The organism is Nocardia pseudovaccinii (assembly GCF_050942345.1).
GTDB classification, from domain to species: Bacteria; Actinomycetota; Actinomycetes; order Mycobacteriales; family Mycobacteriaceae; genus Nocardia; species Nocardia pseudovaccinii.
The window spans coordinates 4,549,006-4,564,002 of the sequence record NZ_CP192074.1; the positions used below are offsets into that span (position 1 = coordinate 4,549,006).

Here is a 14,997-nt window from a genome sequence, read left to right on the forward strand (position 1 = left end):
CTATCTACCCGGCTCCGATGCGGATGCATCGACGGTCACTGGATCTCGACGCCACACCCGCATACCGAGTTTCGTCGGTGCGGGCAGATGTGCGAGCGATACGGGCACGGGCCGAGTCGACAGTGGATCGACGCGCCAGCGTGCCGCGATCGTCGCCAATGCCAAGCTGGCCTCGACCAGTCCGAACTGGTCACCTATGCAGCGTCGCGCACCGGCGCCGAAGGATATGAACAGCGTTCGGTCCGGCTCCGCGCCGATCCACCGATCCGGCACGAATTCACCTGCCCGATCATAGATTTCATCGCGCCGATGAATGACGTGCGGACTGACCGCGACGGTCGTGCCCGCCGGAAGCGGAACGCCGTCGAGGATGGTATCCGCCGAAACCACCCGGGTGAGCAGCCAGCCGGCCGGATACAACCGCAGCGTTTCGGTCACCACCCGATTGACGACCGGCAGATTCGCCAGGTCCTGGTAGCGGGCGGTGCTATCGCTCAGCACGGTATCGACCTCGTGCTGAACCTGCCTTCGTAGCTCCGGATTTCGTCCGAGCAGATACAGCGCCCAGGTCAAGGTGCTCGCGGTGGTTTCCGCACCCGCGAACAGAAAGGTGAATACCTGGTCGATGAGTTCCTCGTCGCTCATCGCGACCTGCGCGCCGGTGGAGTCGGGATCGCGGGCACGCATGAGGGAGGACAGCAGATCACCGTGGTCGCGATTGTCGGCGCGCCGCTGGTCGATGAGTTCGGCGGCCACCGCCCGCAGCCGGTTCCGAGCCTGGTAGTAGCGCCGGTTGGCCGGTGTAGGCAGTCGATTGACGGCCGGTGGCAGCACCATCCGCCGGAATATGCTCCCGGCGATCGTCGTGAAATCGTCGGCGACCTGCTGCACCGAGGTCTCCGGAAACGACGAGGAGAACATTGTCCGAACTGCCACTCGGACAGTGAGTTTCGACATTTCCGCGCCGAGCTGGATTTGCTGCCCCTCCTGCCAGGACCCGATCACGTCTTCGATCGAGTCGACCATGGCCTCGGAGTATCCGGGCATACGTCCCGGTTGGAAGGCGGGCTGGCTCAGGCGGCGCTGTCGGCGGTGCCTGCTGTGCGGGCAGGTTCCGATACCGTCGCCCGCGACTTCGCGGGAGCGATCGTAGAGTGGTCCACCGCGATCGAAGGTGCGGTCGTCGAGGAGTACCACCCGGGCCAACTCGGGATCGCAGACCACCACGACCGGCAGCGGGCCCAATTGGACTCGGCTCAGGCGGCCGTGCGTGGGGAGTGAGGATAGAAATCCGATCGGGTCGGTGAGAAAACGAATGCCGTGGCCGAGAATCGGTACTGTATTCGGAGCTAGCGGGATCGACTCGATCGGGTTTTTCATGCGGACCTGCTGGTCATCATCGCGGCGAGTAGTCGAAGATCCTCGGTGGCATCGTCGGCGGACACGCTGGTGAGGCAGTCCAACGCGGCATCGAGCTCCCGCTGGGCCTCGCGTTCGGCCCACTCGCGAGCTCCGGTGAGTTCGATCAGGCAGGCGATGCGGTGCAGCGTTTCGGTATCTCGGCCGACATCTCGATACAACTCGCGCAGCGCATCCGCGGTGGGCCCGGTCGAATCCAGTGCGCGCGCGATCGGCGGGGATTTCTTGCGGTTGGCGAGGTCGGGGTAGAGCGGCTTACCGGTCACGCTCGGATTGCCCCAGATGCCGAGCATGTCATCGATCAATTGGAATGCGATGCCGAGATGATGTCCGAATTCGGCCAGCGCTCTGGCTTGTTCCTGGTCGGCGCCACCGGCGATCGCACCCATCTCGCAGGCGCAGGACAACAGCGCCGCGGTTTTCGACTCGATCACGGCGAGGGATTCGTCGACGGTTTCGCGGTGTTCGGACTCGATATCCGCGGATTTTTCGTTGCACAACGCGTCGAGGGCTTTCGACAGCAGCGTGATGCCGGGGCGGCCGACCATCTCGTTGATCGCCATGGCCAGTAGCGCATCTCCCGCGAGCTGTGCGCCGCGTTCGCCATAGACCGACCAAGCCGATCGGCGGTTGCGTCGCTGCTCGTCGCCGTCGGTCAGGTCGTCGTGCAGCAGCGAGAAATCGTGCACGAGCTCGACCGCGACGGCCTCGGTAACACCCTGCGGTGGCTCCGCGGACGCTACGGCTTTGGCGGATGCGAGCACCAGCGCCGGACGGATCGATTTGCCGACCTGTTTGCTCGGCCGCCCCGTGGCGTCCAGCCAACCGGCGTGGTAGCCGACGATCATTCTGATCGGTGGGGCAATGCGGTCCAGGGAGGAGCGGTATGCGGGCTCGACCAGACGCTTGGCCTCGTCGAGCACCGTGGCCGCGGTTCGCGACCCGGATTCGTACCTGGTGATGCCCACTACCCGTCCTTCGATGCCCGCCTCGCTCGTACTCAGTCGCACGTAGCATTGAGATGGTATCAACATTTGGATGGTATGCGCATCTGTAAACGAACAGAACGGTTGGTGGAGAACCGATGAGTCGTCAGAGCAGAGCCGCATTGCAGCAACGCAATCGCGACCGGGTCCTAGCGGCGGCCAAGGCGGAATTCGCCGAACGCGGTTTTCGCGGCGCGACGGTGGATGACATCGCTGAGCGCGCGGAGCTCACACGCGGCGCGGTGTACTCCAACTTCGCTGGTAAGCGGTCGTTGTACCTGGCGGTGCTGGCTGCGGAGGCCGAGGGGGCGCCGGATCTGCTGGATGGTCGCCCGGCGCGGACCCCGGTGGCGGCCATCGGCCGGTTCGCCCGGACCTGGGTCGACCGGCTCCCCGGTTCGGCAAACTATCCGGTGGCCGGGGTCTCGCAACTTCACTCACCGATGCTGGCGCACGACCTCATTCCCGAACTCGTCGCCGATGAATGTCTGCGCGGCTCGTTCGTGCAGCTGATCAAACTGGATGCCATCCTCCTCGGCCTCGCGCTGGCGGGCCTGGACAGCAGTGGTGGGTCCGTACTGCCCGGCCGGTGGCTCGGTATCGCCGAATCGGTGATCACCTTGCTCTATGGTGCGACCCAATTGTCTTTCGTCGCACCGGAATTCGTGGACCGGCTGAAAGTGATCGCCGCATGCGAGCAGATGGTGCAGCACCGGATCGACGACACCACGCGGGCGACGGCGGACACCGTCGCGGTGACGGGCGTCGACGAGCCTTGGACGCCACCACCGTGCCGCGACCTGGTCCACACGGTGGCCGCGGATCTCGCGGGTGCGAACGTGGTTGCCGTACTCGGGATGAACAAGCTCGGCGCCGTCGCGGATATCCTGCGTGACCAGCCCAGCGGAGGTCGCACCACGATCGCGATGGCCACGGCCGACGGCACGGAGGTGGCACAGCTGGCTCGCCTCGCGGTCAGCGATATCAGCCGGTCGCTGCGTGCCGCGTTTCCGTGCCCCGCGGTTCCCGGCATGCAGGTGGTGCTCGACGAATCCGGCGAACTCGCCCGGGCGTGCGGTGTCGTCACCGTCGATGACGACACCGAGAGTGCGGTCTTCGTCGACGGCGAACGGGTGGTGGCGCGGGCGACGGGCGCGGGTGCCTGTCAGGCGCTGGCGAAAACGCTCGGCACCCTCGAAGACTCACGCTCGGTCCGGAGCCGATGAACTCGAGTATTCGGTCGCGGCAGCCATGCCTGCGCCCCGTCCCTCGGCCCGCGTCGTGATGCGGCCGTTCTCGACGAGGACCGCGAACTCGGAACTGTCGTCGACCCGGTCGAATCCGCATGCGGCCGCGAGTGTTCCGGCATCATCGACGATCACCTGTAGCCGGGGTAGCGCCGCCGCCGGAAACGCATGGCGCAGTGACCGGCAGATATCCGCGATCGCCAGCCGCGCGAGTGGTGCGAGTTCCGCGGGACGATCGCTCACCAGCGCCAGCGTGATGTCGGTGTGCTCGGGCCAGATCGAGAGCGCCGCTTCGATGGTGGCGATCCGGTGCATGCCGACGACGGCGATCAGGCCGTCGCAGTCGAGCCGGGCCGAGTCGGCGCGGATGCGATCGATGCAGCTCGGCGGTTCCCAAGGCTCGTCGACCCGAGTGACGCGCGCGTCGGTCGGGGACGGCGGGCTCGGCGTCTTCACCCCGCCGAGTAGTGCCACCTGTTCGCACAGCGCGATGGCCCGTGCCGGATCGGTGAATTCGGGCGCGACGTAGGACAGCTGGGTCGTCCCGTACAGGATCGTCAGCACGGATTCGGCACTGGCGACAAAACTTTCCAGCGGCGCGGACGTCGGCTGGCTGATTGCCCGCAGCGATACGGCGAGCAGCAGCGCGTCGAGCGCGAGCAGCTGTGCGAACGGCCGCCGGATCTGTTCGCTCATCAGGACTTCGGGTACGAAATCGACGCTGAGCGCGGGGGAGGTGAACTGCTCGTCCTCGCCGTATTCATACTGGCTCGACTGCGGCAGTTGTTCGAGCCAGGTGCTGGCGAACGCGCCGAGCGCGGCGGCCGGTGTGTCGGACTTCGCGCCGCCCGCGGGCGCGGGAGCCTGTTCGGCTTCGTGTGCGAGCACCGCGAGATATAGCGCCCGCTTGCCCGGAAAATTGGAATAGACCGCTCCCCGCGTCATATCGGCGCGCTCGGCGATGCCGTCGACCGTCGCGCCGCGGAATCCGCGCTGCGCGAACTCGGACTTGGCCGCGGCCAACACCTTTCTGCGGGTGGCGTCCTGCTGCTGTGCCCTCGTCAGACGAACCATCGGTCCCTTCGCTGTTCCCTTGCTTCCTGCGGCACCGCGCAGCGTACCGGTTCGATACTCGCGCGCGGCGCTACGAATGGCCGAGATGTAGCTGGTGGCGCGGCGATCGTGCCCTGTTCGGCGTTGTCATGCACATTCGGATGCGTCTATCATCCAAATGGTAACAACATCTCGACTGTCGATGTCCTCGCGCGTCAGTTGCCGCCGTCTGACCGCGGAGGGGATGGTCAGACGGCACCCGGGCACAGGGTGCCCGCCAAGGGGGATTCCGGTTCGCGCCACATTTGTGGTGGATACCAGATGGTTCGGCGGCGACTGACGAGATCACCCAAATTCTGGCCGAGCGGATCCGCGGCAACGCGATCCCGGCTTACGTTCGGGCCGAACAGCGCCGCTTGCTGATCGGAGGTGCGAGGTGTGCTGTGGCCTGCGTTCGGCCGCGCTGTGTGCGGCCGCCGTCCTCGCATGTTCGGGCGGTATATCGCTCGCGGATTCCGCAGGGGACTCGGATGCGCCGATTCCGGTGCGTGGCTCGGCGGCCGTGCGGCAGGCACCCGATGGGTCACGAATGCTCGCCGCGGCGCAAGGTCCGGGGCGAGTACTCGATCTGACCGTGTATTCCGAGGCGATGGGGCGGACCGTTCCCATCGAAGTCCTTCCTGCGGTGGACAATTCGAAACCGGCACCCGTCTTGTATCTGCTCAATGGCGTCGACGGCGGCACCGATACCGGGGTCTGGAGTGACGGCAGCAATTGGCTCACCAAGACCGATGTCGAGCGATTCTTCGCCGATAAGCAGGTCACCGTGGTGATGCCGGTCGGCGGCGGTGGCACCTTCTTCGCCGATTGGCAGGTGGACGATCCGGTGATCGGCAGACAGCGCTGGAGCACCTTTCTCACCGGGGAACTGCCGTCGATCGTCGACTCGGCATTTCGCGGTACCGGTGCGAATGCGATTGCGGGACTTTCGATGGCGAGTTCGGCGGTATTCCGACTCGCCATCGCGGCACCCGGGCTCTACCGTGCCATCGGTTCCTACAGCGGTTGCGTGCGCACCAGTGACCTGCCGGGACAGGCGATGGTGAATGCCATTGTGACCGCTCGTCGCGGCAATCCGCTCAATATGTGGGGACCGCCCACCGATCCGGCATGGGCCGCCAACGATCCCTATCTACATGCCGATCAGTTGCGTGGTACGACCATCTACGTATCCACCGGCACCGGGCAGCCGGGACCGCTCGACACCCTGGACGGACCGGGTATCGACGCGAATCCGGTGAAACTCCTGGACCAACTGCTCATCGGTGGTGCGTTGGATGCCATTACCGCGGTCTGCACCGAACAACTGCGCGACCGGCTCCGGGAGTTGGATATTCCGGCCACCGTCGATTTCCGGCCCACCGGCACGCATTCCTGGGAGTATTGGCAGGAGGACCTGCACAATTCGTGGCCGGTGCTCGGTGCGGCGCTGTGGCAATGAATAGAGCGGTGGCGGGAGTTGTCCGGACCACTGTCTGCGGTCAGGATATTTTGTGAATAGTCGCAGGGATATCGATTTCACTCATCGGCAACTGCCGCAAGCGATTTGAATACCCTGTACAGCGTCGCCGACAGGAGGACTTGTGCGCACCGCGTTCCGTGATCCCGGGATTTCCGATGGCGAGAAATCCGTGTACACCGTCGGTATCGCGGATCAGCCGCACCGATTCGAGATGACCAGTGTGGTGGCGCACGAGGGCGGCGGCTATCGCTCGATGGTCGAAATGCGGCCGGGTGACGGGGATCCGACGATCCGGATCGAACAGCGCTTCCGACGAGTCGACGGCTGGCTGCGCGCGGAAGACTATCGCGCCGAAACGCGCTCCGGCAATACGGTGGTCTCGCGCGAGGAGGCGCATTTCGTCGACACCACGCACCTGCAATTCGGCAGCGGCACAGCGCCGTTCCCGTCGAATATCATGCCGCTCATCGGTGGTCTGACGCTGCTACGCGGGCTGGATTTCACCGAGGGCGCGGTGGAATCCCTGGATCTGTGGCTGGCTTTCTCGGTGCATTGGCCGCTGGCGGCGCGGGTGGCGAAGCAGACGATCGTCGATGTGCCCGCCGGACGCCTGAGCAGTTGGCCCGTTCACCTGCGGCCCGGCTTCGCACACGTGAACAGCTTCTTGGACAAGGTGATCGGAGGTCTCATACCGTCATGCATCGCACACTTCGACGCGGCCCCGCCGCACCGGCTGGTGCGGTTCAGCTTCCCGATCGAGGCGATGCCATCCGATCCACGCGGACTGATGGAGTTGGTCACGTAGTACCGACGACCGACGCGAATACCGCCTGCATCGCGGACACATAGCGATCCACCGATTCGTGCGCCACCGGGGTATCGGGATAGATGACGCTCAACGACGTGCCTGTCGGCAGCCGGTTGATCCACACCAGAACCTCTTCGGACGCAGCGCGATTGGCGTACACGCCCCCGTGTACCTCGCCGAAGAATTCGTGCCCGACGAATTCGCGCGCGTCCACATACGAGATCATCGGAGTCGACCAGCCTGGCCGTGCTTTGATATCGGTATCGGCCGGGAGTAGCTCCAGCACACGGTGAATCGACATGGGTGCCAGCCGAATACCGTTCTCATAGGCCCGCTGCGCAATGGTCACGGCGCGGGCGAAGCTGGTGGTGCCGATCGGGAAGGCCACCGGAACGAGGGATACATACCAGCCGACCGAGGCGCGTTCCGCCGGGGACGTGCGGGTGCTGATCGGTGTCATGCCGAAGTAGTAATCGCTGTCGACGAGTTCGCGTTCGGCCAGTGCCGCCGCGGCGAAGACGCCACCGACGAATTCGGCATCGTTGGCACGGCAGATCTTTTCGAACCGCCGTGCGTCGTCCTCGTCCATCACAGTGATACTGCGGTGGGCACTGCGGTTGTAGCCATCGGTTCGCTTACCGAGACCCAATGGGAAGGATGGCAATTCGCCGTCATTGCCGCGGATCAGCTCGAGCCATTTTCGAACGCCGTGCGAAGCGAGGGTCATCGCGGCGGTGTACCGGCGTTCCATGACGCAGTAGTCGAGATAGCTTGCTGCCGGAGGCAAGTCCTCGACAGCCGACCAGACCTGCTGGGCGTAGAGGTGGGCCAGGTCGAAACAGGACAGGTATTGTCCGAGCCCGTCGGTGTGCAGATGGTCGACGGCCAAGTAGACCGTGGTCGACTCACCGTGCTCGATGACGCCGAAGGTGAAGCAATCCCATTGGAACGGACCGGGTGTCGTCTTCTGCACATGTTCGCGGATGGCTTCGGCGTCATCGAGGCGGCCGTAGTCTATCGGCACGAAGTCGACTACATCCGGGGCGACGAGGTGCCGCCGCACCGTTCCATCGGGATCGATGGCGAACCACGTCCGAAAGGTGTCGTGGCGCAGAAGGAAAGCGTTGATGACGCGCGTCATCGCATCCCGGTCGAGATCACCCATCGGTATCTCGGCCGTGACCAGACACAATCCGGAGTAACGGAAGTCGGCGGCGGCGTGCCGATCGGCCAGGCGCAGATACTGCTCCTGCTGATGCGACGGCGGCGCCGGATGGACGGGCGCCTGCGCGGCCCGCCCCAGCGATTCCGGTGCGGCAACCCAGGTGACCAGCCGACCAGGGGCCGGGTTCCATTCATCGATGAGCCCGAAATCGACCACAGCGATACCTCGATTCGTCGATAAGGGTGGTCAGTGCTGCGGGACGGCGATCGGTGCCGCGGCGCTCGATCCGTTCGCTGCCGCGGTGTCGTTTGTTGCCCTATCGGTCGCCGACAGATCTGGAATCGGTTGTGGCTGACCGGGTTCGGCGGTCAGAATCAACTCGGCCACCTTCGGACCGGCTTGGTCCAGGCTGAACGATCGCCCCATCTGCAGCGACATCAGGTCGATGCCGAGGGCTTTGGTGACGCGGGCGCCCAGTTCCACCGCCATCAGCGAGTCCAGTCCGAGTTCGGGCACCGGCACCGTCATATCGATCGAATCCACCGGCAGGCCCATGACCACGGCGAGTTCCTCGGCCATCTTGCGTGCGATGAACTGTCCGCGTTTGGTTTCGTCCATCTCGACGAGTTCGGACCGCAGCTGGGCCAATTCGGAGGTGTCCTTGGCCGAGGCCTTGGCCAGTTCGATGGTCCGACCGGTGCGGGTCAGCTGCGGGAAGGTACCGGTGAGCTTGGCCCAGTCGGTGGGGATGATCGCCGCCCGCGTTTCGCCCAAGCGCAGTGTCTGCTCCAAATAGGCGGTGGCATCGGCCATATCGATCGGTCCGAAGCCGACCAGGTCGAGGTATTTGACGGCCGTTTCGTCGGCGGCCATCCCGCCGGTCGCCCCCGAAAGGTGGCCCCAGCCGATACACAGCGCCCGCTCGCCGGCCCTGGACCACTCTTCGGCCAGCGCCTCGACCGCCACATTGGCCGCGCAGTAGTTGTACTGGCCGTAGATCCCGTACATCGAGCCGCCGGAGGAGTACAGCACGAACATATCCAGCCGGATACCAGCCTCGGTGACCGCACGATGCAGGGCGCGCGCACCGTGCACCTTCGGCAGGTACACCTTGGCGAGTTGTTCGTGTTCCATCTGTTCGAGGCGGTTATCGGCCACCGAGCCTGCCGCGTGGAAGATGCCGCGCAGCGGGTGCTCGACGCTATGGGCACGGGCCACCACATCGGCGACCGCGTCGGCGTCGGTCACATCGACCAGTTCCTCGATCACCTCGATGCCGACCGTGCGCCAAGCCTCGAGCTGCCGACGCGCCTCCTCGGTACTCGCACCGCCCCGCCCGAGCAGAATCAGTCGGCGCGCGCCGCGCAGTACCAGCCAGCGACCGGTCGCCATCCCGAATCCGCCGAAGCCGCCGGTAACGAGATATGCTGCGTCGGAGTGTATCTCGATCTCGGGCAGGTACGGCCGGACGGGCGGCTCCGGCGAATCCATGCGCAGTGCGATCCGGGCCAGCCGCGTCGATCGAAGGACTTCCTCGAACGCCTTGCCTACCTCCTCGGTCTCGAACATCTGGTACGGCAGCGGCCGATAGATCTCCGCGAGGACCTTCTCGTACACTCGCTGCAGCAGCTTTGCCAGCCGCTGCGGACAGACCGCCACGAGGCGATCCAGATCCATCGAGTAGTAGGCCACGTTCTTGTCGAAATTGGCCAGCTCCAGCAGCCCGCCGGTGTAGATATCGGCCTTACCGACCTCGACGATGCGCCCGAATTCGGCGACGGCAGTGAAGTTCTGGCGCAGGATCTCGCCGGGCGCGCTGCTGAGCACCACCTCGGCACCCTTGCCGTCGGTCAGGGCCAGCACATCGTCGACGAAGTCGAGCGACCGTGAGTTCACCGCGTGATCGGCGCCCAGGGCGAGGATATGTGCCCGCCGCTCATCAGAACTCGCCGTACCGATGATCCGCGCACCCAGCGCCTTGGCGACCTGAATGGCGGCCGTCCCGACGCCACCGGCGGCTCCGTGGATGAGCACCGTCTCACCTGGCTCCAATCGGGCCAGATCCAGCAGTGCGTATTCGGCGGTGCCGAAGGCGATGGTGCTGGTGCAGTATCCGGGGTCGGCATCGGGTGGTAGCGGAATGGCCAAGTGCCGATCGACGATCGCGAAGCGTCGCATCATGCCCCTGGCCGCGACGGCCACCAGGTCGCCGACGGATATGCCCGCTACCTCGGCGCCGACCCGCACTACGGTACCGACGCCCTCCATACCGGGCACGGTGCCGAAATACGTTGGTGCCAGCTCTCTTTCGCCGAGCAGGCCGATGACCTTGAGTGGATCCTTGTAATTGAGCCCGATGACCCGCATGCGGACCTCGACCTGCTCGGGACCCGGTTCCTGGCGCGGGCACTGCCGCCAGGCCAGCGCCGACAGCAGCCGGGTTCGGGGGAGTTCGAGCTCGAAATTGGCCTCCGAATCGGTGAGCGGCTCTGGGGTATCGAGCACCTCGAGACGCTCCGACAGCGGTTTGGTCACCACGGGCACCCAGCGTTTGCCGTCGCGCAGCAGCACCTCATCGACGTTGTCGTGCGAAAACGCTCCGGGCACAGCCAATTCCGCGAGCAGCTCGGCGATGGTGGTATCGGGCTCGACATCGATGAGCCGCCACCGCAATGGTGTCTGCTCGTTCAGCAGCACCCGTCGCGCCCCGGCCAGCGCGGCCTGTCGGGAATCCGGCGCGATCGCGCTGTCCGGCAATGTGAATGCGCGCTCGGTCACCAGGGTGACGTGGGCCGAACTGTCGCCGAAGACCGTCTGCGGCGTGTCGTCGGACGACCGTGGGTTGGCGAATTCGTGCACGGCGACCGCGATCCGCTGCAGCGTCCACAGGTCCGCGAGATCGTCCTCGACGGTACCGACGACCACACAGACGTGCAGTCGCTGCACTTCCGCCGTCCGAGCGGCATGCAGGTGCGCGACCAATTCCGCCGTCGGCACCGGCTCGGCCGGATCGACCAGGTAGAGCCTCGATTCCGGGATCGCTGCCGCCAATCGCTCGGCGCGGCTGCTCTTTCCGAGCGCGACGACCACCATGGCAACCGGACCGGTATCGCCCAATGCGGCCGGATCGATGGGATCGCGCTGTTCCATGGTGTCGGCGTAATAGAAATCGGCCATGCGGTGCAGTGGATCGTCGCCCGGCTTCAACGCACCGATCTGCAGTCCGGTCAACCGCAGCACCAGATTCTCCTCGCCGTCGAGCAGATCCACATCGGCGCGCAGCCGCGCCCGCGGATCGCGGCGCGCGACGACCGTGACCTGGTCGGGAATCGGCGCGAGCAACCGAACCGCCGCCACCCCGACGGGCACCATGATGCCCTCGTCGATCCGCTCGTCGGCGAACAGCAGCGCCGCGGTCTGCATCGCGGCATCGACCACCGCGGGATGCGCGAGATGTCCGGAGTTCGCGGCAATCGTGCCGTCGACCGTAGCGACCACGGCGTCCTTGCCGACCCGCACCGAGGTCACGCGCCGGAAGGCTGGGCCGTACTGCAGGCCCGCGGCCGCAAGGCCGGAGTAGAACATCTCCGGTTCGACATCAATACCGACATCGATAGGGGGAACGGTCGCTTTCGTCGGCGCGTGGCTGCCGGTCAGCGTCCGGCCGAACGAGTGTGCGGTCCACGCCGTCCCGGTGGCATTGCGCGATCTGATCAGGAACCGCCCGCTGGACTCTTCGACGCTCAATGCCATCAGCGGCACATCCGGTGCGCCCATGATCAGTGGCGCGACGAACCGAACCTGTTCCAGCGCAACTCGTTTGACACCCAGCCGCGTCGCCGTCGCACTGAGCGCGGCATCCAGATACGCCGCGCCAGGCATGACCCGCACCCCGTTGACAACGTGGTCGGCCAGCCAGGGCAGCAATTCCGAACCTACCTGCAACAGCCAGTCCGAGCGGCCCTCCACATCCGGATCGCCGAGCATGGCGTAGCTGTCCGGAGTACCGAGCCTGGCCTGCTCGAAAAGTGGTAGCGTCGAATGCAACCGAGTCCGCTGCCACGGATAGCGGGGGAGCGGCACGTGTGCGGCGGCCGGCCGGTCGGCCGGGAACAGCACCTCCTGATTCAACACACCGGCCCCGTAGAGACCGATCAGCGTGCGACGGATGCTCGCGGAATCCGGTTGCTTACGATCGAGCGTCGCAACTGTGGTGCCGTGTCCATCCGCGTCCAGCAGCGCCTCTCGAATATTGCCCGACAGCACAGGATGCGGCCCGACCTCCAGGAATACCCGACTGCCCGCGGCGATCACCTTGGTGATGGCATCGAAGAACCGCACCGGCTGCCGGACATTCGCACACCAGTATTCGGCATCCCAGTCGGCGTTGGTGACGAGGTCACCGGTCACGGTGGAATACAGCGGTACGCGCGGCGGCTGCGGCGACAGATCCGCGAGTTCGGTACGCAGCTCGTCCAGGATCGGATCCATCAATCGGCTGTGATAGGGCACCTCCACACGCAGCCGACGCGCGAAAGCCGCGTCTTCGGTGAGTTTTTCGGCGATCTCGTCGAGCCGCTCGACATCGCCGGACAGGGTGAGGGAGTTCCCGCTGTTGATCGCGGCGATATCTACGCGCGGATCGTCGCCGACGAGTTCGCGGGCGCGCTCGTGCGTCAACCCGACCGCGAGCATGCCGCCCGATCCGGCGGTGCTCGCCTGCAATCGGGCTCGGTGATAGGCGACCCGGACGGCCTCCGGCAGCGTCAGCATCCCGCTCACATACGCCGCCGACACTTCGCCCACACTGTGACCGACCACGGCGGCGGGCGAAATCCCGAATCGCGCAAGTTCATCCACCAGAGCGACCTGCACCAGGAAGTTGGCCGGTTGCGCCACCTCGGTGCTGGTCACACGCGACTCCTCCTCGGCCCGGAGCAACTCCTCGATAATCGACCAACCCGAGACCGCGCGGAACTCCGCATCGATCCGCGCTGCAGTCTCTGCGAATACGCCACCGGCGGAAAGCAATTCGCGCGCCATACCCCACCACTGCGGGCCCATACCGGAGAAAACGAATACCGGCTCGTCGTTGCGGGAGACAACGGTGCGCAGCGCGTCCCGGCCTTCGCCCGCTGCGAACTGGCGCAGATCCCTGACCAGGCCTTCGGTTTCGCCGAGGAGGACGCCGGTACGGTAGTGATGGTGAGCCGACCGCGTCCACGCGGCCTCGGCCAGGTGATCCGGATCTGCACCCGCGCTGATCAGGTCGGCGAAGCGCCCGGCGAGGGCCCGGGCAGCACCGGTGCTGCGGGCCGAAATGGGCAGGATGCCATGATGGCGTCCCGGTTTGGGCGGCACCCGTTCCGCCCGGTACTCCTGCAGGATCGCGTGCGCGTTGGTGCCGCCGTATCCGAAACCATTGACCGCGATCGTCATCGGAGCGGCATCCGGCGCCAGCGGTTCGGCGTCCACCTGCACGCGCAAGCCCAGCTCGTCGAACGGGATATCCGGATTGGCCTTGTCCAGCCAGCCCTGTGGCGGAATCGTGCGATGCCGAATCGCCAACGCCGCCTTGATCACACTCGCGACGCCGGCCGCGGCCTCGGTATGACCGAGTGTCGCCTTGACCGAACCGACGCCGAGAATGCTCGAACGTCCCGCCGGAGCACCGAAGGCGCGACCCAGTGCGCGCAATTCGACCGGGTCCCCGACCAGGGTTCCGGTGCCGTGGGCCTCCACGTAGGTGATGTCGTCCGGGGACAGACCGGCGCGGGTGCGCACCGAACGTGCGAGTGCCTCTTGGGAATCGGCGTTCGGCACGGTGATGGCCGTCGTGCGCCCGTCCTGATTGGAGCCCGTGGCCTTGACCACCGCGTAGATGCGATCACCGTCGCGCACCGCGTCGTCGAGCTTCTTCAGCACCACCATGCCCGCGCCCTCGCCGCGGCCGTAACCGTCCGCGGCGGCATCGAAGGATTTGCAGCGGCCGTCGGCGGCCAGGAAGCTGCCCTTGCACATCAGCACGAAGGTTTCCGGCTGCAGCATCACATTCACGCCGCCGGCCAACGCGACCGTGCAGTCGCCGTTGTCGAGTGCCTGGCAGGCCAGATGGAAGGCGACCAGCGACGACGAGCACGCCGTATCGACGGTGAGTGCTGGACCGGTCAGGTTGAGCGCGTAGGCGATTCGATTGGACAGCATGGTGTAGGACGCGCTGGCCGGTGTGTGCATATCGGTGTGGAACAGCGCCGGACCCACCACGCCGATCACCGACTGGTCCACCACGAACCCGCCGACGTACACGCCGACCGGTGCACCGGCCGCCCGGCCCGCCATGCCTGCGTCGTCGAGGGCTTCCCAGGTCACCTCCAGCATCAGGCGCTGCTGTGGATCCAGCACAGTCGCCTCGCGCGGCGAGATGCCGAAGAAGTCCGGGTCGAACTCCCATGGATCGATCGTCATGAAGGCGCCGTGCTTGGTATAACTGCGGCCCGGCGTGCGTGGATCCGGATCGTAGTACCGGCGGTAATCCCACCGGTCCCGCGGAATCTCGACAACACCGTCGCGTTTACCGACGACGAATTCCCAGAATGTATCGGGCGAATCTATTCCGCCCGCATATCGACAGCCGATACCAACAATAGCGATATCCGACACGCAGTTCCTCCCGAATACGGCTACTCGTCATCGCCGCGTGAATAGGCGATATGCATAACGAAGTCCAACACAGTGGACAAACCGGGCCCGAGTCTATCGAGGTGTCGGCGTGGGTCCGTGACATTCTGGAGATTACG

At 65.6% G+C, this 14,997-nt stretch carries 8 protein-coding genes; 3 read left to right on the forward strand and 5 right to left on the reverse strand.

Annotation, left to right across the window (positions count from 1 at the left end):
- Together ACQPZ2_RS20325 and ACQPZ2_RS20330 are read right to left on the reverse strand one after the other, a co-directional pair.
- On the reverse strand, positions 1–1,380 hold the full coding sequence (locus ACQPZ2_RS20325) for a cytochrome P450 (RefSeq protein WP_433526986.1): 1,380 nt from the start codon (positions 1,378–1,380) through the stop codon (positions 1–3).
- Complete coding sequence (locus tag ACQPZ2_RS20330) at positions 1,377–2,429, reverse strand: polyprenyl synthetase family protein (protein WP_433526987.1); 1,053 nt, start codon at positions 2,427–2,429, stop codon at positions 1,377–1,379. Before ACQPZ2_RS20330 ends, ACQPZ2_RS20325 begins: the two co-directional genes overlap by 4 nt.
- A gap of 74 nt (positions 2,430–2,503) precedes the next feature.
- On the opposite strand from ACQPZ2_RS20330, the gene ACQPZ2_RS20335 reads away from it, so the two are divergent.
- Positions 2,504–3,631 (forward strand): TetR/AcrR family transcriptional regulator, encoded by a 1,128-nt coding sequence (locus ACQPZ2_RS20335; RefSeq protein WP_433526988.1) that lies wholly within the window; start codon positions 2,504–2,506, stop codon positions 3,629–3,631.
- Here the strand turns inward: ACQPZ2_RS20335 and ACQPZ2_RS20340 are convergent.
- Positions 3,608–4,726, reverse strand: a complete 1,119-nt coding sequence (locus ACQPZ2_RS20340; RefSeq protein WP_433526989.1) for a TetR/AcrR family transcriptional regulator — start codon at positions 4,724–4,726, stop codon at positions 3,608–3,610. The genes ACQPZ2_RS20335 and ACQPZ2_RS20340 overlap by 24 nt on opposite strands.
- 415 nt (positions 4,727–5,141) lie before the next feature.
- Here ACQPZ2_RS20340 and ACQPZ2_RS20345 point away from each other — a divergent pair, with 415 nt between their 5' ends.
- Together ACQPZ2_RS20345 and ACQPZ2_RS20350 are read left to right on the forward strand one after the other, a co-directional pair.
- A complete protein-coding gene (locus ACQPZ2_RS20345; protein WP_433526990.1) occupies positions 5,142–6,206 on the forward strand; it encodes an alpha/beta hydrolase in 1,065 nt (354 codons plus the stop codon).
- Between the two features lie 142 nt (positions 6,207–6,348).
- The gene (locus ACQPZ2_RS20350) at positions 6,349–7,032 is read left to right on the forward strand and encodes a hypothetical protein (protein ID WP_433526991.1); all 684 of its coding nucleotides are present in this window, start codon (positions 6,349–6,351) and stop codon (positions 7,030–7,032) included.
- Here the strand turns inward: ACQPZ2_RS20350 and ACQPZ2_RS20355 are convergent.
- Positions 7,025–8,416 (reverse strand): condensation domain-containing protein, encoded by a 1,392-nt coding sequence (locus ACQPZ2_RS20355; RefSeq protein ID WP_433526992.1) that lies wholly within the window; start codon positions 8,414–8,416, stop codon positions 7,025–7,027. The genes ACQPZ2_RS20350 and ACQPZ2_RS20355 overlap by 8 nt on opposite strands.
- Before the next feature lie 30 nt (positions 8,417–8,446).
- Positions 8,447–14,860, reverse strand: a complete 6,414-nt coding sequence (locus tag ACQPZ2_RS20360) for a type I polyketide synthase (protein WP_433526993.1) — start codon at positions 14,858–14,860, stop codon at positions 8,447–8,449.
- Between the last annotated feature and the right edge of the window lie 137 nt (positions 14,861–14,997).